Raw genomic sequence first — 22,656 nt, 5'->3', positions numbered from 1 at the left:
AAGGAGATGACTGAACTTGGGAATTCTTAGTGGTAATCCTAAAGATGAGCCTTTACATTATGGAGAGGTTTACGACCTATGGCAATTTTCGATGAAAGCCAAAGGGTGCATTTCTGCTTATCGCGCTTATCAGTATCATGCTGGAGATAAGGAGCTTAAGGACATTCTTGCCGATATGATTGATCAAGCGGAGTTGGAAGTAAGTGAATGTGATGAAATACTTATTCAGAATGGAGTGGCAACTTCTCCAAAACTGCCCCCACGGCCAGAGGTTAAGCTTGAAGAAATCCCCGTGGGAGCGCGTTTTACAGATCAAGAGATAGCGGCCTTGATAGCTACTGATAGTGCCGCTGGACTGGTTGTTTGCAGCCAAGTAATGGGTAAATCCATTCGTGAGGACATAGGAGCTCTGTTTGGAAAGTATCATATGACCAAAGCTGCAACAGGGGCTAAAATTTTGCGCACATTTAAGAAAAAAGGATGGCTTATCCCTCCACCCCTTCAAGTAAAACGCCCTGAACTTGTAGAGGCTTAAGCAGTTGCTGAATATCTGAAACAATTTATACCCTCGCTTCTGCGGGGGTATATACATAATGTGGTTTGAAGGTGAGGAAAGTAAGTTGACGTTTGAGATCAAACCCAAACAGCCTAAAAAATGCAAAAACTGTATATGGGGCAGGTGGGATAACGTGAGTCAATATTGCAGTAAGATTCATTGTATTAAGACTGATGAGCACTTTGACCTTTTACCAAACAGTTAAGTTTTCGCGGCCTACTTGGACAATCGGATCTTCACCGGTCACACTATTGCCATTGATAACCTGCGGCAGTGAATCAATAACAGTCTAGGAAAAATTTCCTTACCCCGCTGGCGTGTGCTGGCGGGGATTTTATTAATTTTCCCAAGCGTCTGGGATTTTCAAATGAAAGAAAGCTGAGCCGATTTCTCAGCTCAGCGCTTCAGCCGGTTCCTTTCCGTCTATCGTCAGGCGGTTAACTTTAGAAGGATTATGATCAGCGTAATAATGCTGATGACTAAGGCAATCACGCTGATCGTCATCGTTACTTTTTGGAATTTCATATCATCGGCCCCTTTGTGATATACTTGAGAAAAGAAAGACAGCACCTTATTTTTCACCCACCTTGCCGGAGGCCCCTTTCGGAGCCTCGGCTTGGTTCTGGCTCTAGCGCACCAGTGTGAGGATGAGGAGAGCGACCGTGTTGATCAAAGTGATGATTGCAGTCATCATCTTGAATCTTTCGATACGTTCCTATTGCTGTCTTTCTTTTCTCGTTTTATCCATCTCTTGTTCACCTCCTTATACTCTTATTATATACTGGTACGCGTATATTTTTTATGATAAAATGCTAATTAAGGAAGGTGATAGCGATGGATGAAAAGAAAGGAACAGCCGCTACTCGAGCAAAAGATAAATATAACGCGGCAAATTATGATCAAGTCAAGTTCACAGTAAAGAAGGGGGAGAGGGAGAGGATAGATGAAGCCGCTGTCCGTCTGGGCCTTAGCCGCAATGCATTTATACTTGAAGCAATAGAAGAAAAATTAAGAAAAGCAAAAGAGCAGCAGGACTAACCCTGACTGCTCTTTTTCGTTACTTGCCCATTTAGAATGGCGTCCAATTTTTGTGAATATGTCAATCGTCGGCCTTTGTCCCCATTCTGTCCCCACTGGGCTTCTCTGGGGCAAAATTTAAGAAAGATATGACTCTGTAGAAAAAGAAAAAAACCTTGCGCCGCAAGGGTTTAGAGTCACATTAAAGATAAGCGGGTGAAGGGAATCGAACCCTCGCCTCAAGCTTGGGAAGCTGGCGTTCTGCCATTGAACTACACCCGCACAATGGAACTACCAACAAACTGTAGCATAAATGAGAGAGAAAATCAATGCTAGGCGCCAGACTTCCCTTAGGAAAGTCCGAATTCTTCCTTCATGGCCCGGGTCAGCTTGCGGCGGACCAATTGATAGGATTCCTCCAGCATGTCCAGCAGTTCGGTCTCTGGCAGGAGCCCGTTCAGCACGACGGTGTTCCAATGCTTCTTGTTCATATGATAGCCGGGCAGGACGGTGCCAGGGTACGTTTCCCTTGTGAGCCAGACCGTATCAGGATCAGCTTTGAGGGTCACGCTTTGGACACCTGAGGTTGTGCCCAGAACAGCAAACATTTTGTCGCCTACGAATAATATGGGGAGATCCGGATCGAACGGGTAGCGCAGACGCGTTCCCGGCTTGGATAGGACGTGAGTGATGATGGCTTGGTGGTTCATAGTTTTTGATTCCTTTCCTATATAATACTCTACTCTAGCATTCCAGGATAACCCCAGCATATACGAAGAGCAGGGAGTTGGCAAAGGTTTGTGAAGAGGACAGATGAAGGTTAGCTGGAGTAGACGCAGAGAACGCTAGAGTCAGTATTTTCGATTTCTGTATCTTGGAGGGGGCTTCCGGTTCAACTGGAAACGGTGGACAGTCCCGAAACGAACATGCTATCATTAAGGTTGATGATAACACATAAGATCAAGCTATTCATTTCATAAAGCTATTGTTCTGATGAACAGGTGCCGGAAAGGGAGGTCACGCTCCCGGACGGTTAAAAGGGAAGCCGGTGAGAGTCCGGCACGGTCCCGCCACTGTAAGCGAGGAGCTGCTCTCTGCATGACGCCACTGTCACAACCGGATGGGAAGGCGCAGGAGAAGCGAAGAGACGCGAGTCAGGAGACCTGCCTGTTGCACAAGCGTCATGACGCGGTATATTCCGTGTGGACATGATGCAAAGTCACCGTATAACCTACGAGGATAGGGAGGTGTACGCCGAACGGGTTCTGGCTCGATGCGCACTCGGCCGCTGCTGTTGTCGCCAGACATCGGCTTCGGACGGATCGTTTCATCGGCGAAAATCTCCCTGTCGTTCAGCGTCCTCCTCATTTTTGAGGGGAGACGCTTTTTTGCGTTTAGGATCATGATCCGAATCGGACAGTCTGTCGTTGAGATGTGCTTGAACGATTATTTTCGTCATAAGTTTGGTTAGTGTAGGCAGAGGGAGGAACAAGCGGATGAGAGGAAAATTGTTGGTCGTCGGGTTCGGTCCCGGCAGCTTCGACCATATGACACAAGCGGCGAAGGACGCGATTCAGAACAGCGACGTCATTATCGGCTACAACACGTATGTCGATCTGATTCGCGGTCTGCTGAATGGTCAGCAGATTGTACGCACGGGGATGACTGAGGAGGTCAGCCGGGCGCAGGAGGCAGTGCGTCAGGCAGAGGCAGGACGTACGGTTGCCGTTATCTCAAGCGGAGATGCAGGCGTTTACGGCATGGCCGGACTGATCTATGAGGTATTGATGGAGAAGGGATGGCGGCGCGAGAGCGGGGTTGAGGTTGAAATTATTCCGGGCATCTCGGCGATCAACTCGACAGCCTCCCTGCTCGGAGCTCCGATCATGCACGATGCCTGCACGATCAGTCTGAGCGATCATCTGACTCCCTGGGAGCTGATTATTAAAAGGGTGGAGGCTGCGGCTGCCGCCGACTTCGTCGTGGCTCTGTATAACCCGCGCAGCGGCAGACGGACGCGCCAGATCGTGGAGACGCAGAACATGCTGCTGCGCTACCGTTCGGCTGATACCCCCGTGGGAATCGTCAAGAGCGCCTATCGGGACCGGGAGGACATTGTCGTGACTACGCTAGGCCGTATGCTGGAGCATGATATCGGCATGCTGACGACGGTTATCATCGGCAATTCGTCCACGGTCAACTATGACGGCTTGATGATTACACCACGCGGCTACCAGCGCAAATATACGCTCGGCGACGATATTCAGCCGCTCAAGCCGCATCAAAGACTGCAGGTTGCAGCAGAGCCGTGGTCGCTGGAAGCGCAGCAGGGCGCTGAGTCAGGTCCGTCCGTACCGGTGCAGCCAGCGACGAGCGGACCATGGACAGGAGGTTTAGGCCCGCTGTCCGGTACTGGCGCGTATGAAGGAAGCCCGGCAGGCGTGTCGGTCGCAGAGCGCGAGCCCGCCGCTGGAGAGGCCTCTAGGGGGGCGGGCTCGGCTGCAGCAGCTGTGGCAGAGCCGGTGTCACCGCTCGCACTTGCGCTGGAAGCGCTGTGGCTGGTCGATAGCCACAAGGGAACGGCGGAGCCATCCGGAGTGCCTTCCGCAGGCGAAGCCGCAGCGCCATGGCTTCAGCAGGCGTCGGCCTTCCGCAGGCAGGAGATTCTGGAGCTGGCCGTTAGCCCGGGGCTGGCGGAGAAGAAGCTGACGAGCGCCCAGCTGATGCTGCTGGCGGATGTGGTCGGCGAGGAAGGTACGATCGAATACACGCCTCATCATCAGATGCTCGTGCGCATTGTGACTAGCGAGCCTAGCGAGGCGGTTAGCCGTCTGAAGGCGGCCGGGCTGCTGCTGGCTCCGATCGGCGATGTCGCGCAGATCAAGGCTTGCGATTTCTGCAACATGGATAAAGCAGATTCGGTTCCGTATCTCGAAGAGCTGCAGAGCCGAATCGGCGGCATGAAGGTTGCCAAGGAGCTGCGCATCGGGTTCAATGGCTGCGGGATGGCTTGCTACGGCGCAGTCAAGGAGGATATCGGCATCGTGTACCGCCGGGAGAAATTCGATCTGTTCCTGGGAGGCAAGACTGTAGGCAGAAATGCGCATGCAGGTATTCCTGTCGCCGAAGGCGTCGAGCCCGAGAAGCTGCTCGATACGGTTGAAAGCATCGTGCGCAAGTATGCGGATGAAGCCCATCCGAATGAACGGTTTCATAAATATTTCAACCGGGTCAAGGAATTGGAAGGCTACCGCCACCGTGAGGTGCCGGTTTTCAAAATCGAGAACGCCATTTGCGGCGATTGATAGGAGAACATTATTATGGATGCATTATTGTTTGTCGGGCACGGAAGCCGTGACCCGGAAGGGAATGAAGAGATACGTGAGTTTGTTAAGGCGGTCGAGCAGGGACTGGATGTGCCGATCGTCGAAACCTGTTTTCTGGAGTTCGAGCGTCCGACGATGAGGGACGGATTCGCAGCCTGCGCCAGACGCGGAGCCACCCGCGTCGGCGTCGTGCCGATTACGCTGCTTGCGGCAGGTCATGCCAAGCTGCATATTCCGGCAGCCATCGATGAGGCCAAGAAGACTTACCCGGACATCACTTTCAATTATGGAAGACCGATCGGCGTACATGATCTGTCATTGGACATTCTGCAATCTCGTCTGGATGATGCAGGGGTGGATGGACTTGCTGAGTCGCCAGACACGGCGCTCCTGCTGATCGGACGGGGCAGCAGCGATGCTGATGCGAACAGCGATCTGTTCAAGATCTCGCGCCTGCTCTGGGAACGCTTGAACGTCAAGTGGGTCGAGACGGCGTTTATCGGCGTCACTTCCCCGCGCGCGGATGAAGGCGTGGAGCGCTGTGTCCGGCTCGGAGCCAAGAAGATCGTCCTGCTGCCTTACTTCTTGTTTACGGGCGTTCTCATTAAGAGGTTGGAGCAGCTGAAGGAAACGTTCGCGGCTGCCCATCCTGAAATTGAAATCACGCTGGCCGACTATTTCGGCTTCCACCCGAAGCTGCAAGATATCCTGCGCGAGCGCGCGCTGGAGGCGCTGCAGGGCGAGGTCAAGATGAACTGCGACATGTGCCAATTCCGTCTGGAAGCGATGAAGCATCATCACCACGATCACAACCATGATCATGACCACGGGCATCATCACCACGACCATGATCACGGTCACGATCATCATCACGAACATGGACATGATCACGGCCACGATCACCATCACGATCATGGGCATGACCATGGACACGATCACCATCACGATCATGGGCATGACCACGGTCACGATCACCATCATGATCACGGGCATAACCATGGACACGATCACCATCATGACCATGATCACAGCGCTGAAAGCCAGCAAGCCGGCAGCAGCGAGGCGGCGGCAGCAAAGGAGGACCGCTCATGATCCTGGTCATGGCCGGAACGAGCGATGCCCGGGAACTGGCCGTCCAGATCAGCCAAGCGGGCTTCGAGCTGCTGACGACGGTGGTCACCGATACGGCCGCCAAGAGCTTGGCGGAGGTAGGGTTGCCTGTACAGGTGGGAAGGCTGCCTGAGCCTGCGCTGGTCTCTTTAATACAGGAACGCGGCGTTCAGGCGGTAGTTGATGCGACGCATCCGTTCGCCGAGGAAGCTTCGCGCAATGCGATGGCAGCTGCTCAAGCGGCCGGCGTCCCGTACATCCGCTACGAGCGGGAGCATGGAAAGTATGCGGCGCATCCGAAGCTGACGTTCGTGGACGACTACGAGCAGGCTGCAGAGCTGGCCGCTGAGAAGCGGGGCGTTGTCTTCCTGGCGACGGGCAGCAAAACGCTTCACGTTTTTGCCGAGAAGCTGATCGGCCTGCCGGATACGACGCTGGTAGCGCGGATGCTGCCGCGTAAGGATAATATGGAGAAATGCGAGCAGCTCGGCGTCGAGCAGAAATATATCGTCGCCATGCAGGGGCCTTTCTCCAAGGAAATGAACCAGGCGTTCTACCGTCATTACGGTGTTACGGTTCTGGTGACCAAGGAAAGCGGACAAGTGGGAGCCGTCGAGGAGAAGCTGTCCGCAGCGCTGGAGCTGGATATCGACACGATTGTCATCGGACGGCCTCAATTGGATTATGGACTCGTCTTTACCGAGTTTGCCGGCGTCATCGCCGAGCTTGCGACTACTGTGCAGGAGGTGCGTGGTTAATGGATTTTCAGACGGAATTTAAGCCGCTGACCGTTCAGCCCCAGGAAATAGAAGAAAAAAGCTTCGATATCATCACCGAGGAATTCGGTCCGCATGATTATCCCGAAGAGCAGTACAAGGTAGTGCAGCGAGTGATTCACGCCTCTGCGGATTTTGAGCTGGGCCGAAGCCTGGTGTTCCACCCGGATGCCGTACGTGCGGGCATTGAGGCTATCCGTCAGGGACGCCCGGTCATCGCGGATGTGCAAATGGTGCAGGTCGGCATCAGCAAGCCGCGTCTGGAAAAATTCGGCGGCGATGTGCGCGTGTATATCTCCGATCCCGATGTGATGCAGGAGGCCAAGCGTCTGAATACGACGCGCGCGATTATCGCAACGCGCAAGGCGGCCCGCGAGGCCGAGGGTGCGATCTACGCGATCGGCAATGCGCCCACGGCACTGCTGGAGCTCATCCGTATGGTCAAGGCGGGCGAAGCGCGTCCAGGTCTGATCATCGGGGTGCCGGTCGGGTTTGTTTCTGCCGCTGAGTCCAAGGAAGAGCTGCTCAAGCTCGATATCCCGTTCATTACAAATATCGGCCGCAAAGGCGGAAGCCCGGTAGCGGTCGCTACGGTCAACGCGTTGTCGCTGATGGCTGAAAAGCTAGGGTAACCGCGATGGCGCAGGCTGGTGGAGATAACGGAGAAGCAAAGCCGCTGCGTCATGGGTATACGACGGGATCTTGCGCGACGGCAGCCGCCCAGGCTGCGCTGGAAGCCTTGATTATGCAGGAGACGGTTGGTGAATCGACGATTCGGCTGCCAATCGGCCAGGTTGTGACGTTCCAGATCGTCAGCTGCGTCTATGAATCCGGCCGAGCCAGCGCGGAGATCATCAAGGACGGGGGCGACGATCCCGACGCGACGCATGGTGCGCGCATCATCAGCGAGGTGTCTTGGCTGGAGCAGGAGGGCATCGAGATCGACGGCGGCATCGGCGTTGGCCGCGTGACCAAGCCGGGCCTCCCTGTCGAGGTCGGACTGGCGGCAATTAACCCGGTCCCGCGCAAGATGATCCGCGAGGCCGTGCATGGCGTACTAAACCGGTTCGATCTGCTTCACCGAGGGGTTCGGGTGGTTGTATCGGTGCCGGACGGCGAAGAGATCGCCAAGAAGACGCTGAACGGCAGACTGGGCATTATCGGGGGCATTTCTATTCTAGGCACGCGGGGAACCGTCGTGCCTTTCTCGACGGCTGCGTATAAAGCCAGTGTCGCGCAGGCGATCCGGGTCGCCGTGAAAAGCGGAGTCCGTCATATCGTGCTGTCTACGGGCGGAAGAACGGAGAAGTACGGCATGGACGTATATCCGTCTCTGCCGGAAGAGGCGTTCGTGGAGATGGGAGATTTCGTCGGCTTTGCCGTGCAGCAGTGTGTCCGTCAGGGAATCACCCGGATCACACTGGTCGGGATGATGGGCAAGTTCTCCAAGGTCGCGCAAGGTGTGATGATGGTGCACTCGAAGAGTGCGCCCGTCGACTTCGGCTTCCTCGCTCAATTGGCGGAGGAAGCGGAGGCTTCGGAGGACACGCTCGACATCATTCGCGGGGCGAATACCGCTGCTCAGGTCGGCGATCTGATGCAGACTCAGGGGAACCGCGCTTTTTTTGAACGGATGGGGACCTACTGCTGCCAAGCGCTGCTGAAGGAAGCGGGGCGTGCCATGGACATGCGGGAAGGCGGCATACACGACATGGAGCAAAGAGAGACTTCGGGGGGCTCGGCAGGCGAAGCGGAGATAGAGACCATCATTATTTCGATGAAGGCTGAGCTGCTTGGACGGTCGATCTGGACCGGAGTGGCTGATAGGAAGGGGAAGGACGGAACATGAGCCATCAGATTACAGTGATCGGCGTTGGGGACGACGGCAAGGCGGGCTTGCCTGCCGCCTACCTGGAGCGGATCGAGCGCTGCGGAGTATTGATCGGAGGCGAGAGACAGCTGTCTTTTTTTGAAGACAGTCCGGCTGAGAAGGTCGTGATTCGGAGCAGTCTCTCCGAGCTGGTCAAGAAATTGGAGCAGGAGAGCCGAGATACAGTCGTTCTGGCATCAGGCGATCCGTTGTTTTACGGGATCGGCGGTTATTTGGCAGGGAAGCTGCCGGGTCGGGTCAGCGTTTATCCGGCAGTGAGCTCGCTGCAGCTCGCCTTCGCCAGAATCGGAGACAGCTGGCAGGACGCAGCGATTCTCAGTCTGCACGGCCGCTCTATCAAGGGGCTTGCCCAGCGGATCGACGGCAAGCGCAAGGTAGCGCTGCTGACCGACGAGATCAATAGTCCGCCGGCTATCGCCCGCTATTTGCTCGAATTCGGCATGACCGAATATGAAGCTTTCGTCGGCGAGCATCTGGGCGGGGAACGCGAGCGTACCGGCTGGTACGGCCTGCAAGAGCTAGGCACCGTGGAGGAGGCCTTCTTCGCTCCGCTGAATGTCGTCGTGCTGCGGTTCCGGCGTGACGCCGAGCGTCCGGCCGTATGGCCGCTTGGGATCGAGGATGGCGAATTTGCCCAGCGCAAGCCGGATAAAGGGCTTATCACGAAGCGGGAAGTCCGTGTGCTTAGCCTGGGCGCGCTGGGCCTTAGGCCAGACAGCATCGTGTGGGATATCGGCACCTGCACAGGCTCCGTGGCGATCGAGGCTGCCCGCCTCTGCCGGGAGGGCGCCGTCTATGCGATGGAGAAGAATGAGGGCGATCTGGCCAATGCCGTAGAGAACTCGCGGAAGTTCCGCACGGATCTGACGCTGGTGCACAGCAAGGCTCCGCAGGGGCTAGAAGCGTTCCCGGACCCGGATGCCGTGTTTATCGGCGGCAGCGGAGGAGAGCTGCGCGAGCTGCTGGCGCTGTGCTGCTCCCGGCTGCGTCCCGGCGGGACGATTGTCCTGAATGCGGTGACGATCGAGAATCTGGCGGGAGCTCAGCAGGCGTTTGCCCAGGAGGGCTTCACGACGGACATCACGCTTGCCCAGTTGTCCCGCAGCAAGCCGATTCTGGATATGACGAGATTCGAGGGACTGAATCCCGTCTACATCATTGCGGCCCGCCGCAAACCGCTGGAAGCGGAGCCGGCTAACGATTAAGAGCTGCCGGAGATGGGGCTCTACATAGCCTGCGCCGTGAAGACGCAGTGAATAACGTATCAGCTTACGATGGCCCGGCAGCAGGATACGCCGTCCATCGGCGATTAACGGATAGAGGAAAGGAAGCATAAGCATGACAAAGCTAGGCACGTTATACGGATTGGGCGTAGGGCCAGGGGACCCGGAGCTGATCACGGTCAAGGCATTTCGTCTGCTGAAACAGTGTCCCGTCATTGCGTATCCACGCAAGAAGTCGGGAGCCAAGAGCTACGCGCTGGCAATCACAGAGCTCTATGTAGATACGCGGGAGAAGGTCATGCTCGGATTGACCTTCCCGATGACCAAGGACCGCGAAGCGCTGGAGAAGCATTGGAACAAAACGGTTGAGACCGTCTGGGGCCATCTATCCGAGGGCCGCGACGTGGCATTCGTTACCGAGGGAGATACGATGCTTTACAGCACCTATATTCATCTGATGCGGCTGATGAAGCAGCATCATCCTGAGGTGGAGGCTGTATCGGTGCCAGGTATCTCGTCGGTCATCGCTTCGGCTTCCCGGCTGGGGATACCGCTTGCGGATGGCGACGAGCAGGTAGCGATCGTACCGGCTACGGACGACTACGACGCGATGCGTACGGCGCTTGAGACGCATGATGCTGTCGTCTTTATCAAGGTGGCGAAGGTTATCGATCTGATGCTGCGCGTGCTGGGAGACCTGGGACTGACGGACCGCGCATCGGTACTGACCAAGGTGACGTCGGGCGAGGAGCAGATTTGGCGCGATGTCACGGAGCTCGCAGGCCGTGAGCTGGAATATTTAACATTGATGGTGGTGAGAAAATGAAGATCTATATTATCGGCGCAGGCCCGGGCGATCCGGATCTGATTACGGTCAAGGGACTGAAGCTTCTCCAGGAAGCGGATGTCGTCATGTATACGGACTCTCTCGTGAATGCGGATCTGATCGCCAAGGCGAAGCCCGAAGCGGAGGTCATCCTAAGCGCAGGGATGAGTCTGGAAGAGATGGTCGAGGTGATGGTCGACCGGGTGAAGGCAGGGAAAATGGTAGCCCGCGTGCATACGGGCGATCCGTCGGTCTACGGCGCGATCATGGAACAGGCCGCGCTGCTTAAGCGCGAAGGCGTCTCTTATGAGGTCATCCCCGGCGTGAGCTCCGTATTTGCTTCAGCAGCGGCGATCGGCGCCGAGCTGACGATCCCCGAGCTCACGCAGACGCTTATCCTGACACGGGTGGAAGGACGCACGCCGATGCCGGACCGGGAGCAGCTTCGGGATCTGGCCGCGCATCATTGTACGCTGGCGCTGTTCCTGAGCGCTACGCTGACCAAGAAGATCGTCCGCGAGCTGACGGAAGCGGGCTGGAGCCCGCAGACGCCGGTGGCGGTCGTGCAGCGCGCAACCTGGCCGGACCAGCTCATCGTGCGCTCCACGCTGGAGAATCTGGATGCGGACATGCGCGCCAACGGCATCCGCTCCCACGCGATGATTCTGGCGGGCTGGGCATTGGACCCGGACATTCACAGCCGGGACGAGTATCGGTCCAAGCTATATGATAAGACATTCACACATGGCTACCGCAAGGGAGTGAAGGAGTAATGGCAGAGCAGGAAGCCGGCAGAACCGAAGCAGAAGCCGTTATTCCGGCAAGCACCGGACCGATCAAGCTCCAGGAGGGCGTCGTGCCAGTGGTCCGCCGCCAAGGCGACTATGCGGTCGTGGCGATCACCAAGCATGGCGTGGAGCTGGCCAGACGGCTGCAGACGTCCTTCGAGGGCGTAGCCGATGTCTATTATATGTCCAAGTTTGCCAAGGGGGACGAGGAAGCGCGTGGCATTCAGCTCTTCGAGGGCAGCGTCAGGCTGTTGTTCCCTGCCTTGTTCCCGGCGTATTCGGGCATCATCTGCATCATCTCGCTCGGCGCGGTTGTGCGGATGATTGCCCCGCTGCTCGTGGACAAGAAGAAGGACCCGGGCATCGTCGTCATCGACGACAAAGGCGAGAACGTCATCAGCGTGCTGTCCGGTCATCTGGGCGGGGCCAATGAGCTCACTGGCGAGGTGGCTGCGGCGTTGAATGCCCGGGCGGTCATTACGACGGCCTCTGACGTGCAGAAGACGATCGCTGTCGACTTGTTCGGCCGCCGGTTCGGCTGGACGTGGGAGAGCGCGGATAAGCTGACGCCGGTCAGCGCCTCGGTCGTCAATGAGGAGCGTGTAGCGGTCGTGCAGGAATCGGGCGAGCCGAACTGGTGGCTCCATCAGACTCCGATGCCCGGCTATATCCGCGTGTATGACAACATCAAGACCGCGCTGGCGGATGAGCCTCAGGGCGCGCTCGTGGTCACGCACCGGCTGCTGGAGGCTGACGAAGAAGCCATTCTGTCCAACGGCGTGCTTTACCGGCCGAAGTCCATCGTACTCGGCATCGGCTGCAACCGGGGCACGGAAGAAGCCGAGATCGAGTCTGTCATCCGTGAGACGCTCGAGGAGCTGCGCTTCTCGATCCGCAGCGTCAAGGCCATCTGCACCATTGATCTGAAGAAGGACGAAGCGGGACTGCTGGCGGTCTGCGAGCGTCATGACTGGCCGCTAGTCTGCTATACGCCGCAGGAGCTCAACGAGATGACAATCGAGGACCCGTCCGATACGGTCTATAAATTCACGGGAGCCTACGGGGTCAGCGAGCCTGCGGCGAAGCGTTATTCGGGCAACGGACAGCTCGTCCTGACTAAGAAAAAGAGCGGCAATGTCACGATCTCCGTGGCACTGATGACCTATGCCTAACTCACAATCAGGAGGAACCCCTCAGATGGAAAACACGCAAGCTGCAGGGCGCAGCCTCGTCATCGCAGGGACCGGCAGCGGTGCCGGCAAGACGACGGTCACGCTCGGCATCATGGAGGCGCTGCGGCGCAAAGGCTTGACCGTGCAGGGCTTCAAGTGCGGGCCGGATTATATCGACCCGACCTATCACAAGGCGGTTACATCAAGGCCTTCCCGGAATCTGGATAGCTGGATGCTGGGAGCCGATGTTCTGCGGGAAATCTATGACCGGGCCTCAGCCGATGCGGATATTTCTATCATCGAGGGCGTGATGGGCTTCTACGACGGCAAGGACCCGAAGTCCAACACAGGCAGCACGGCTGAGGTCAGCCTGCTGCTGGACAGTCCGGTGCTGCTCGTGGTCAACTGCCAGAGCATGGCCCGCAGCGCAGCGGCAATCGTCAAGGGCTTCCAGCTGCTTGATCCGCAGGTCAGAATCTCAGCCGTCTTCGCCAATAAGGTCGGCAGCGACAATCATTACCGGATCGTGAAGGAAGCGATCGAGCAGGAATGCGGCATCCCTGTGATCGGTTATATGCTGCGCAGCGACGAGCTGTCCATGCCGGAGCGTCATCTTGGCCTCGTGCCGTCTATCGAGCGGGGAGAGCTTGCCGGGTTCTACGCGGCGCTGGGAGACCGGATTGAGGCGTCGACAGATCTGGACCGTCTGATCGAACTGGCAGGGACGAAGAGGAATGTGCCGGATGAGACGGGTGTACAGGCTTCAGAGGCTGGTTATAAGGCCAATGTGTCTGACAATGTGAATAAGGCTGAGCCGACGGGTGCAGACCCCACAGCAGCGTCCGGGGCCTCTTCTGAGGAGCTGCCCGTTGGCTCCCGCCCGACCGGAGCCAGACCGGTCAAGCCGGTGCTGTTTGCTGAGCCCGATCGGCGCTTTGCGGTCAAACTGGCTGTAGCACGGGATGCGGCGTTTCATTTCTACTACGAAGAAAATCTGGAGCTGCTGCAGCTCTATGGGGCTGAGCTTCTCTTCTTCTCGCCGCTGGTCGGCGAACTGGTTCCGGCAGATGCCGATGGCCTGTACATTGGGGGAGGCTTCCCCGAAGAATTTGCCGAACGGCTCGCGGCTCAGACAGAGGTTGCAGCGTCCATCCGTGCAGTGATTAACCGGGGAATACCGGCACTTGCAGAATGCGGCGGGTACATGTATCTGACTGAGTCGATCAGCGACACGAAGGGCCAGAGCTACCCGATGGTCGGGATCGTACCCGGGCATGTCGTGATGCAAACCAAGCTGGCTGCGCTGGGTCTGCGCGAGGTGAAGGGTTTGCCTGGCAACTACTTGCTACCGGACGGAGAACGGGCGCGCGGGCATGAGTTCCATTATTCGGTCTATAAGTCCGGAGAAGGGGTGCTCTCCACCGCTTACGAGACCCAAGGAATGCGAGGGGTCAAAACCGAGGGCTGCCTGCTCCACCGGCTAGTAGCCGGCTACACGCATCTGCATTTTGCTTCCAATCCGGGGCTTGTTGCACGTTGGCTCGAGGTTTGCCTGCAGTACCAGGGAGAGCGGAAGCAGGCTTTGCAGACTTAATCGGCAGCGTGCCTATCGGCCTTCAGCCCGCAGTAACCTGCACAGACTTATACTAGGAAAAGACCTGGCCCTCCGGCCAGGTCTTTTCCTATGCCAAGCACAGTGCAACCTTCCGGTCATAGAAAGCGCTCCGTGCCGCATATCTTTACGTAGTGGACAAGGATGACTGGTATCGAAGCAGCCGTGAAATATTCCTGTAGTGATCGCGGAGATGAGATGAACGCGCCCGCTCTTCTTCGCCAATGGCGCGCAGATTGGTCGTGTGCATGTTGAGGCAGAACGCGCATCCGTTAATTTGGGAAGTCCTGATTTTGATCAGCTCATAGAGCCGCTTGTCGAGCCCGTATGTGCTCATGAAGCCGAGATCAAGCGGCTGCAAGAAGGAGGGAATGAAGAAGTGAACCAACCCGTTGTCTATCACATGACCCGACCTGGCAGATGGGGAGCCTGGATCGGCGGATTAACAGCAGTAATCGGCATCGGACTCATGGACACCATCAATCATGCAGGCACCGGGTATGAGCGAACGCTTCTATTCCTGGCGTTAACGGTCTTGATCGTCGCTTCCGTAGGGCTGCTTATTCGAATGGCGCGCAAGCGCTATGTGCTGCGCATCGAGCAGGGGGCGATCGTCGTGCCGGGATACCGGGCTTACCGGCGGGAGGAGATTACGGAAATCAGGCTTCTGGAGAAGAAGGGAGTGATCTCGATCAAGAGCAAAAGGTACTGGGGATGGGGCAATCTAACGGTTTCCCGCCATCAGTCGCAGGCGGCCATGAACGTTATCGGGATGTGGGCCAGGCGCAACGGCATCCGGCTGACCGCAGGGGATGGGAACTGAACGAAGCAAGGCACAACCTGAGTCAGGCCTGGTCTGTTCCCAGGGGCCCAGCTGATACCCATCAACCGGTCATTCCCAGGACTTGGGCTTGGTCTTGGGCTTGCGGGAGAGCGTGATCTTCTGCCACCACTTGCGCTTCAGCTTGTTCTCCCGGTATGTGTACAACTGCTGCATGACGAGCTTGGCCCGGTCCTCGTCCTTGAACTTCACACGCAAATCATCATAAAAATTGTTGGAGTCCATTCGTATCACCTGTTATCGCAATAAATTCTAAGATGAGAATAGGAATATATGTTCCCATTATAAGGCGAAACCTCCCCCAATGGCAAGAGGAAACGCCGCAAGAGGGCGCAGCTCAGCTTGTGCTGCTGTCTGCGCCTGTGCTTACGATGGTTTTGACACGCCCTACCTGACCGCTCTGCAGGCGTACTTTTATGCCATGCGGGTGGGTGGGGGAATTTGTCAGTAGGTCCTTGACGATTCCGCGTGTGGTTTTTCCGGTGCGCTGATCCTGCTTGAGCACGATATCGACTTCAAGCCCCGGGCGGATCTGGCTTCTCTGTTGTCCGGCGTGCATCTGGATGCCACTCCTTTCCTGTACGGCGTTCTTCACTGATCCGTTGTACTCCGTTAGCCAAGCTACGGACGGCGAAAGCCCTCTTCCTGCAAATATTGCACGGCTTCCTCATACGTTTCAAATGCCGATTCCAGATTAAGGCCCGAATAGACGTACCACAGCTCATCCTCATGCACGAGCAGAAGGGTCTGGTTATCCGGACCATGCCAGCGTTCCTCGTCATCGGCAGTACCGCTGACAGCCAGCTCAGCCGCCGACTTCGGAGCAAGCGACAGGATGGAAGCCTTGATCAGGGAGCGAAGCTCATCAGCTTCGTAATCGCGGATATTGACAAGACCGCGCTCGTCGGCGTCCACTCCGGTCAAGTGACCGGCGTATACGAAGCCATTGCCGTTCGGGTGAAGATGATAAACGACGATCTTCTTGTCGTAGCCGCTGTTCTCATAATGATAGTTCGCACGGCCGAGCGATACTTCTTTGCGAGTCAGCTCGGAGAACGAATCGATAATCGCTAATTTTTGCTCATAGCTTAACATAGGGTAAACCTCTCTTTTCATGGACAAGTATTGGGTGTGGTTGATTATACCATAGAGAACCGGGTTCTCAAAAAAAGAAGTCACAGACCCTCTTTAATTATCAGAATATTCATACTATAATAAGGCTATGAAGATAGCTTCTCAAAGGGAGTGATCGCAATGAGCGGTCGGCCAATCCTTCTTCTTTTTACCGGTACGGGAGGCTCGGGACGCAAGTCGGTTGCATGTAAGGTCGGGGAGGCCATGGGGCTTCATCCGGTCGTCTCCTATACCACCCGGAGTCCTAGACCTCGCGAAGCTAATAATGGCTTTTACCGGTATATTAATGAAAGCGATTTCGAAATGTCATTCCAAGCCGGAGAATTTATGGAAACGGTCACGATCAACGGATACCGGTACGGCATCAAGCGATCCGAGCTGGACAAGGCTCTGGCTGGAACCCGGGGAGCTTATCTCGTCCTGAACCGGGAGGGAACGGAACTGTTCAAACGGATGTACGGCGAACAAGCCTTCCGCGTCTTTATTTACGTCAGCAAGCAAACGGTTCTGGAACGGCTGACCGCCAAGGGGATGCCTTACGAGGTGGTGGAACGTTACATGGCCCAATATTCGGATGAGGTATCCTACCGAAAGTCATGTGAAGCTGTCGTGGAAAATATGGAGCTCTCCCTGGCGGTGTCCAAGGTACTGGAGGCCGTGCGCTCCAGCCAACTGGTGATCTGAACGCCGGTCGCATGCTTGCGAGTCGCGATGCATCCGAGAGAAGCCCCTTGCATCCGCGCCAGGGATTGCATATAATACTTGGTAAATCCATACCACAAATGCGTGGACGGAGACAAGTAAGCAGTGCTTCTTCACAGGGAGGAACCGCCGGAGACTGAGAGCGGGACCGTTAGAATCAGGCTGCCGAAATTCGCTCCCGAGCAGTCCTTTGAACCCTCTGGCTTTGCGTCTGTGACGCGTACCGGGGCAAGTAGAGGGTTACCGGTTCTCGAACCGTTATGATCAATGAAGTGAGAAGGCTAGCGGATCGCATTTTGGGATCAGCTGTTTTCTAACAAGGGTGGTACCACGGCTTTTTCGTCCCTTATCCGGGATGGAGAGGCCTTTTTTGCGTGTTTGGAAACAGGGATCACGGCTATCTGGAGAGGAGAGTCCACCCATGGAGTACGAGGCGAAGAAGCAGTTGATTGACCGGTATCTGGAGGCGTACAACGGCATGGATATCGAGGGCATGATATATGTGCTCCATGAGGACATTGTGTTCCGGAATATCGCGGACGGCGTAGAGAACTCGAGCGCCAGGGGACATCAGGCCTTCCGCCAGTTGGCCGAGCGGAGCGCCGGTCTCTTCGTCAGCCGCCGACAGATTCCCGGTCATCTGGTCATGCACGGAGGCCGGGTGGAGGCCCATATCAACTACGAGGCCGTACTCGCGCAGGATCTCCCGGATGGGCTGAGGGCGGGCGATACCTTGCGGCTGCAAGGCAGGACGGTTTTCGGTTTCCGTGAAGGGGCCATCTCCGAGATTGAGGACCACAGCTAACTATAACCTTTAGGAGGGAGCAGGAACATGAAGGAACGTTTGTTGCAGTTGAAGGAAGAAGCGCTCGCCGAGCTGGCGGACGTACAAAGCCAGCAGCAGCTGAATGAGCTGCGGATTAAGTATTTGGGTAAGAAAGGACCGCTCACCGAGATTTTACGCGGGATGGGAGCGCTCAGCGCGGAGGAGCGTCCGGCTATCGGTCTGGTCGTCAATGACGTACGCGGCGCGATCGAGGCCGTCATCGAGGCGAAGCAGGCGGCCTACAATCAGGCGGAGACGGAGGCCAGGCTGGCATCCGAGACGATCGACGTCACGCTGCCAGGCCGTCCGTCTGCACAGGGCGCGCAGCATCCGATCAACAAGGTCATCCAGGAGATCGAGGATATCTTCATCGGTATGGGCTACACCGTGGCTGAGGGCCCGGAGGTTGAGCAGGACTATTACAATTTCGAAGCGCTCAATTTGCCGAAGAACCACCCGGCGCGTGACATGCAGGATTCCTTCTACATCACGGAAGATATTCTGATGCGGACGCAGACTTCGCCGGTTCAGGTTCGTACGCTGGAGAAGAGCAAGGGCAAGGTGCCAATTAAAATCATCTGTCCGGGACGCGTATATCGCCGGGATGATGACGATGCGACGCATTCCCATATGTTCACCCAGATCGAGGGACTGGTCATCGACCGCAATATCCGGATGAGCGATCTGAAGGGGACGCTGCTGAGATTTATGCAGGAGCTGTTCGGCAAGGAAACGAAGATCCGGATGCGTCCGAGCTTCTTCCCGTTCACGGAGCCAAGCGCTGAAGTCGACGTGACCTGCGCGATGTGCGGCGGCAGCGGCTGCCGGGTTTGTAAGCATACAGGCTGGCTGGAGATTCTCGGCTCCGGGATGGTGCATCCGCGCGTGCTGGAGATGGCCGGCTATGATCCTGAGGAGTACAATGGCTTTGCCTTCGGCTTGGGCGTCGAGCGGATTGCCATGCTCAAATACGATATTGAAGATATCCGGCATTTCTATACGAACGATCTGCGTTTCTTGAAGCAGTTCGTTCACTTGTAAGGGAAAGGGGCGAGTACGAGCGATGAATGTATCTTATCAATGGCTGGCACAGTATGTGGATATTGCTGATTTTACGGCTGGAGAACTGGCGGAGAAGCTGACCCGCAGCGGCATCGAGGTCGATATCGTCGAAAGCCGGAATAAAGGCGTCACCGGCGTTGTTGTCGGTTACGTAACTTCGAAAGAGAAGCATCCGGATGCAGACAAACTTAACGTATGTAAGGTAGACGTAGGAACGGGCGAAGAGCTGCAAATCGTGTGCGGGGCGAAAAATGTGGATGCGGGCCAGAAGGTGCCGGTCGCAACGGTCGGCGCCAAGCTGCCGGACGGACTGAACATCAAGCGGGCCAAGCTGCGCGGCGTGGAATCCCAGGGTATGATCTGCTCGGCCAAGGAGCTGGGCCTGAACGACAAGCTGCTGCCGAAGGAGATTCAAGAAGGTATTCTGGTGCTGCCGGCGGATACGCAGGTAGGCGAGAGCATTCTCGATGTGCTGGCGATCAACGACGAAGTGATGGACCTGGATCTGACGCCGAACCGCTCCGACTGCTTGAGCATGCTGGGAGCTGCTTATGAGATTGCTGCGATCCTCGGACGCGAGGTGCGTCTGCCGGATAGTGAGGCCGGACTTCGTGACCGCGAAGCAGCAGTGAAGGCGGCGGACAAGATTTCTGTGGAAATTACGGCCAAGGACGCCTGCTCGCATTATGCGGCCCGCTTGATCGAAGGCGTGAAGGTAGGTCCATCGCCGCTCTGGCTTCAAAACCGGCTGATGGCTGCAGGTATTCGCCCGATCAGCAATATTGTCGACGTGACGAATTACGTGATGCTGGAATACGGTCAGCCTTTGCATGCCTTTGACGCGGATCAATTGGCAGGCGGTCACATTGACGTTCGTTTCGCCCGGGAAGGCGAGAAGCTCGTAACGCTGGACGATAACGAGCGTACACTGGAGCCGCATATGCTGCTGATCACTGACGGTACCAAGCCTGTAGGCCTCGCCGGCGTGATGGGCGGCGCTAATTCCGAAGTCTCAGAGGGCACTTCCCGCATCCTGCTGGAATCGGCCAAGTTCGAAGGCGGTACGATCCGCAAGACGAGCCGTCAGCTCGGACTCCGCTCGGAAGCCTCGCTGCGCTTCGAGAAGGAAGTCAATCCTGAGGCGGTCATTCCTGCTCTGGACCGGGCGGCTGCGCTGATTGCCGAGCTTAGCGGAGGACAAGTCGCTGTAGGGATCGTAGAGGCAATATCGAGCGAGCATCGCCCGGTGCAGATTGAAATTACGGCGACCCGGATCAATACGTATCTGGGAACAAGCTTGTCTGTGGAAGAGATCACGGCGATTTTCGGACGCCTGCACTTCACGGTGGAGCCACTGGAGCAAGACGGTCTGCTCGTGCATGTGCCGAGCCGCCGCGGCGATATTACCCGCGCTGTCGATCTAATTGAGGAAGTTGCACGTCTGTACGGCTACGACAACATCCCGACGACGCTGATGAATACGGAGACGACACCGGGCTCCCTGACGCGAGAGCAGGCGATCCGCCGGACTGTCCGCAATCTGCTTAACGGCAGCGGACTGCATGAGGCGATCACTTATTCGTACACGCATCCGGACCAGGTTGCTGCATTCCCCGGACTTTACCGCGAAGCGAAGCCGGTCGCTCTGGCTATGCCGATGAGCGAGGAGCGCAGTGTACTGAGGACCAGCCTGGTGCCGCATCTGATCGATGCCGCTGCTTACAATCGCAACCGGAATACGGATGATGTCGCATTGTTCGAGATTGCCCCGGTCTTCCTGACGGAGGAAGCTTCCTTGACCAAGCAGCCAGAGGAAAAGCTGCTCCTATCGGCGCTGCTGACCGGCAAGCGGAGCGAGCTGCACTGGACAGGCAAGCCTGGAGACGTGGACTTCTACGACCTGAAGGGCGTGTTCGAGAATGTCGTCTCGTATCTCGGGGTTGAAGGACTCCGTTACGTGCAGGCACAGGTAGAAGGCTTCCATCCTGGCCGTACAGCTGCGATTGAGGTCGAGCTGGACGGCGTCCGCCGTGTCATCGGTACGATCGGCCAGCTGCACCCTGCGCTGCAGCAAGCGAGAGATTTGGCTGATACCTACGTGCTGGAGGTGGAGCTGGAGGCTTTGACGAAGCTCGCTTCCGAGCGCTTCGCTTACAGTCCGCTGCCTCGCTTCCCGGCGATTTCCCGGGATATGGCTCTGGTCGTAGACCGCGGTGTCGCTGTCGGCGATCTGATCGCCAAGGCTCAGGAAACGGCTGGAGAGCTGCTGGAGTCGATCCAAGTGTTCGATATCTATACGGGTGACCGTATTGGTGCGGATAAGAAGAGCGTAGCGATCGCACTGGTATACCGGACAGCCGATCGGACCCTTACCGACGAAGAAGTCAGCGGGACGCACAGCCGCCTCGTGTCTGAGCTGGAAGCTGCTTACGGAGCTGAGCTCCGTAAGTAACGGCAGGAGCCGGAAGATAGGGATAGCCTTCGGACAGACTGGGCTGCGGGTCCTGAGGTCTCCTTGCCGGGACTCTGGTCCCGTGAACAGCGTATTGTGCGGCAGAGCGGTTATATCGTTTTCATAAATCAAAAGGAGGGGGGCGCCCCTCCTTTTGCGTACCGTTTTCATTCGGCAAATCATGGCTTGAGGCAGCAGGAAAAGCGATTCTCCGTATCGAATAGTTGAGGATACGGAGAATTTTTTGGTGTATGGAAAGGGGACAACCTGAGTGAACGGTGAAGAAAAAGTACGCATGACCGTCGACATCTATGGCACCCAATACAAATTGGTTTCAAGGTCCAGTCCTTCCTATATAAAACGAGTCGTCGCTGTGGTCAATGATCAGATGCACCGCATCGCTTCCGGAAGCCCTAGGCTGGATCTTCCCAAAATTGCGGTATTGGCTGCTGTAAATATGGCGGATGAATGGACGCAGATGCAGGAGCAGATCGATCTTCATAAGGACCAGCAGCGTCAGCTGGATAAAGCGCTGGTGGATGTAGCTGCTGCAACCGAGCTGTTGGAGCAGCTTCAGCAGGAGCTGACGGCGGAGCGGGAGCAGCTCGCGACTGTGACGGCCGAACGCAGCGATCTGCAGGCGCGCAAGGATGAGCTCGAGGCACGAGGGGCAGAGCTTGCCAAGGAGCTGGAATCGCTGGCCGAGCATAAGCAGGCCATTGAAAAGGAATTCGCGGAGACGGCCGAGCGGCTGGAGCGGCAGTTGTCTCTTCAGGCGGAGCTGGAGGCCAAGCTGGCGGCTGCGCTGGAGCGGGCCCGCGAGTACGAAGGCCGCAGCGCGGAGCAGGAGCGCGAATTGGAGCGGATCGGCGGGCTGCTGCGCGAAGGCGAGAAGCTTCGGTACGAGCTCGAAGGCCGGTTGGAAACCGGGCTCGCCGAATGGGAACAGCAGCGTGCGGATTATGAGGAGCTGCTGGCCGTCGGCCTGGAGGACCAGGAGCGCCAACGGGCGGAGTTTGAAAGCAAGCTGACCGCCGAGCAAGCCGAGCTAGAGCGTCAGCGTGCAGAGCTTGAGAGCAAGCTGGTTGCGGAGCGGGCCGAGCAGGAGCGCCAGCGTGCAGAGCTTGAGAGTAAGCTGGCAGACGAGCGGGCCGAGCAGGAGCGTCAGCGTGCAGAGCTGGAGAGCAAGCTGGCAGCAGAGCGGGCTGAGCAGGAGCGCGAACGTGCAGAGCTGGAGAGCAAGCTGGAAGACGAGCGGGCCGAGCAGGAGCGTCAGCGTGTAGGACTGGAGAGCAAGCTGGCAGACGAGCAGATCGAGCAAGAGCTTCAGCGCGAGGAATTC

At 56.9% G+C, this 22,656-nt stretch carries 23 protein-coding genes, 1 tRNA gene, 1 pseudogene and 1 riboswitch; of the genes and pseudogenes, 18 read left to right on the top strand and 7 right to left on the bottom strand.

Annotated features, from left to right (window positions below; genetic code table 11):
* The first annotated feature begins 16 nt into the window (after nt 1-16).
* Both WMW72_RS31105 and WMW72_RS31100 read left to right on the top strand, forming a co-directional pair.
* Nucleotides 17-535, top strand: coding sequence for a DUF3231 family protein (locus WMW72_RS31105; protein WP_341419490.1), 519 nt, complete (start codon nt 17-19; stop codon nt 533-535).
* Nucleotides 536-1,390: 855 nt separating this feature from the next.
* Nucleotides 1,391-1,594: a transcriptional regulator gene (locus WMW72_RS31100; RefSeq protein ID WP_341419489.1), complete on the top strand. Its 204-nt coding sequence runs from the start codon at nt 1,391-1,393 to the stop codon at nt 1,592-1,594.
* 190 nt (nt 1,595-1,784) lie between these two features.
* On the opposite strand, the gene WMW72_RS31095 is transcribed toward WMW72_RS31100, so the two are convergent.
* The 3 genes from WMW72_RS31095 to WMW72_RS31085 all read right to left on the bottom strand — a co-directional run bounded on the left by WMW72_RS31095 (nt 1,785) and on the right by WMW72_RS31085 (nt 2,904).
* Nucleotides 1,785-1,855 (bottom strand) — tRNA-Gly (locus tag WMW72_RS31095).
* Between the two features lie 68 nt (nt 1,856-1,923).
* Nucleotides 1,924-2,283, bottom strand: coding sequence for an MmcQ/YjbR family DNA-binding protein (locus tag WMW72_RS31090; RefSeq protein WP_341419488.1), 360 nt, complete (start codon nt 2,281-2,283; stop codon nt 1,924-1,926).
* A 272-nt stretch (nt 2,284-2,555) separates the two neighbouring features.
* A riboswitch (cobalamin riboswitch) is annotated at nt 2,556-2,758 on the top strand.
* Nucleotides 2,755-2,904, bottom strand: coding sequence for a hypothetical protein (locus WMW72_RS31085; protein ID WP_341419487.1), 150 nt, complete (start codon nt 2,902-2,904; stop codon nt 2,755-2,757). Its footprint overlaps the riboswitch before it by 4 nt.
* 165 nt (nt 2,905-3,069) lie before the next feature.
* Between WMW72_RS31085 and cobJ the strand changes: the two genes are divergently transcribed.
* The 10 genes from cobJ to WMW72_RS31035 all read left to right on the top strand — a co-directional run bounded on the left by cobJ (nt 3,070) and on the right by WMW72_RS31035 (nt 14,279).
* On the top strand, nt 3,070-4,878 hold the full coding sequence (cobJ, locus tag WMW72_RS31080; protein ID WP_341419486.1) for a precorrin-3B C(17)-methyltransferase: 1,809 nt from the start codon (nt 3,070-3,072) through the stop codon (nt 4,876-4,878).
* A gap of 15 nt (nt 4,879-4,893) precedes the next feature.
* On the top strand, nt 4,894-5,991 hold the full coding sequence (locus WMW72_RS31075) for a sirohydrochlorin chelatase (RefSeq protein WP_341419485.1): 1,098 nt from the start codon (nt 4,894-4,896) through the stop codon (nt 5,989-5,991).
* Nucleotides 5,988-6,767 (top strand): precorrin-6A reductase, encoded by a 780-nt coding sequence (cobK, locus tag WMW72_RS31070; RefSeq protein ID WP_341419484.1) that lies wholly within the window; start codon nt 5,988-5,990, stop codon nt 6,765-6,767. Before WMW72_RS31075 ends, cobK begins: the two co-directional genes overlap by 4 nt.
* Nucleotides 6,767-7,417: a precorrin-8X methylmutase gene (locus WMW72_RS31065; RefSeq protein WP_341419483.1), complete on the top strand. Its 651-nt coding sequence runs from the start codon at nt 6,767-6,769 to the stop codon at nt 7,415-7,417. Before cobK ends, WMW72_RS31065 begins: the two co-directional genes overlap by 1 nt.
* Nucleotides 7,418-7,422: 5 nt before the next feature.
* The gene (locus WMW72_RS31060; RefSeq protein WP_341419482.1) at nt 7,423-8,634 is read left to right on the top strand and encodes a cobalt-precorrin-5B (C(1))-methyltransferase; all 1,212 of its coding nucleotides are present in this window, start codon (nt 7,423-7,425) and stop codon (nt 8,632-8,634) included.
* A complete protein-coding gene (gene cbiE / locus WMW72_RS31055; protein ID WP_341419481.1) occupies nt 8,631-9,881 on the top strand; it encodes a precorrin-6y C5,15-methyltransferase (decarboxylating) subunit CbiE in 1,251 nt (416 codons plus the stop codon). The genes WMW72_RS31060 and cbiE overlap by 4 nt, the downstream gene beginning before the upstream one ends.
* 133 nt (nt 9,882-10,014) lie before the next feature.
* On the top strand, nt 10,015-10,725 hold the full coding sequence (gene cobI / locus WMW72_RS31050) for a precorrin-2 C(20)-methyltransferase (protein ID WP_341419480.1): 711 nt from the start codon (nt 10,015-10,017) through the stop codon (nt 10,723-10,725).
* Nucleotides 10,722-11,498 carry a precorrin-4 C(11)-methyltransferase gene (cobM, locus tag WMW72_RS31045; protein WP_341419479.1) on the top strand — a complete coding sequence of 259 codons (777 nt, stop codon included), beginning with the start codon at nt 10,722-10,724 and terminating at the stop codon, nt 11,496-11,498. Before cobI ends, cobM begins: the two co-directional genes overlap by 4 nt.
* Entirely contained in the window at nt 11,498-12,685 is a 1,188-nt protein-coding gene (locus WMW72_RS31040; protein ID WP_341419478.1) for a cobalt-precorrin 5A hydrolase, read from the top strand. Before cobM ends, WMW72_RS31040 begins: the two co-directional genes overlap by 1 nt.
* A gap of 25 nt (nt 12,686-12,710) precedes the next feature.
* Nucleotides 12,711-14,279 (top strand): cobyrinic acid a,c-diamide synthase CobB, encoded by a 1,569-nt coding sequence (locus WMW72_RS31035; protein WP_341419477.1) that lies wholly within the window; start codon nt 12,711-12,713, stop codon nt 14,277-14,279.
* Between the two features lie 226 nt (nt 14,280-14,505).
* On the opposite strand, the pseudogene WMW72_RS31030 reads toward WMW72_RS31035, so the two are convergent.
* Nucleotides 14,506-14,637, bottom strand: a pseudogene (locus tag WMW72_RS31030) (carboxymuconolactone decarboxylase family protein); the annotation flags it as partial.
* Between the two features lie 39 nt (nt 14,638-14,676).
* On the opposite strand from WMW72_RS31030, the gene WMW72_RS31025 reads away from it, so the two are divergent.
* Entirely contained in the window at nt 14,677-15,120 is a 444-nt protein-coding gene (locus tag WMW72_RS31025) for a hypothetical protein (RefSeq protein WP_341419476.1), read from the top strand.
* 69 nt (nt 15,121-15,189) lie between these two features.
* Here the strand turns inward: WMW72_RS31025 and WMW72_RS31020 are convergent, their stop codons facing one another.
* From WMW72_RS31020 to WMW72_RS31010, 3 genes are all read right to left on the bottom strand, one after another.
* Nucleotides 15,190-15,363, bottom strand: coding sequence for a hypothetical protein (locus WMW72_RS31020; protein ID WP_341419475.1), 174 nt, complete (start codon nt 15,361-15,363; stop codon nt 15,190-15,192).
* A gap of 112 nt (nt 15,364-15,475) precedes the next feature.
* Nucleotides 15,476-15,697 carry a YwbE family protein gene (locus WMW72_RS31015; protein WP_341419474.1) on the bottom strand — a complete coding sequence of 74 codons (222 nt, stop codon included), beginning with the start codon at nt 15,695-15,697 and terminating at the stop codon, nt 15,476-15,478.
* Between the two features lie 62 nt (nt 15,698-15,759).
* A complete protein-coding gene (locus tag WMW72_RS31010) occupies nt 15,760-16,233 on the bottom strand; it encodes a hypothetical protein (protein WP_341419473.1) in 474 nt (157 codons plus the stop codon).
* 159 nt (nt 16,234-16,392) lie between these two features.
* On the opposite strand from WMW72_RS31010, the gene WMW72_RS31005 reads away from it, so the two are divergent.
* The 5 genes from WMW72_RS31005 to zapA all read left to right on the top strand — a co-directional run.
* Complete coding sequence (locus tag WMW72_RS31005) at nt 16,393-16,956, top strand: hypothetical protein (RefSeq protein ID WP_341419472.1); 564 nt, start codon at nt 16,393-16,395, stop codon at nt 16,954-16,956.
* Between the two features lie 439 nt (nt 16,957-17,395).
* A complete protein-coding gene (locus WMW72_RS31000) occupies nt 17,396-17,779 on the top strand; it encodes a nuclear transport factor 2 family protein (protein ID WP_341419471.1) in 384 nt (127 codons plus the stop codon).
* A gap of 27 nt (nt 17,780-17,806) precedes the next feature.
* The gene (gene pheS, locus WMW72_RS30995; protein ID WP_341419470.1) at nt 17,807-18,841 is read left to right on the top strand and encodes a phenylalanine--tRNA ligase subunit alpha; all 1,035 of its coding nucleotides are present in this window, start codon (nt 17,807-17,809) and stop codon (nt 18,839-18,841) included.
* A 22-nt stretch (nt 18,842-18,863) separates the two neighbouring features.
* Nucleotides 18,864-21,314, top strand: coding sequence for a phenylalanine--tRNA ligase subunit beta (gene pheT / locus WMW72_RS30990; protein ID WP_341419469.1), 2,451 nt, complete (start codon nt 18,864-18,866; stop codon nt 21,312-21,314).
* Between the two features lie 271 nt (nt 21,315-21,585).
* Nucleotides 21,586-22,656: cell division protein ZapA (gene zapA / locus WMW72_RS30985; RefSeq protein ID WP_341419468.1), on the top strand; the 1,071-nt coding region annotated here is incomplete at its 3' end.

The organism is Paenibacillus filicis, from assembly GCF_038070315.1.
Lineage (GTDB): Bacteria > Bacillota > Bacilli > Paenibacillales > NBRC-103111 > Paenibacillus_G > Paenibacillus_G filicis.
This window is presented reverse-complemented; position numbering and strand designations above follow the sequence as displayed.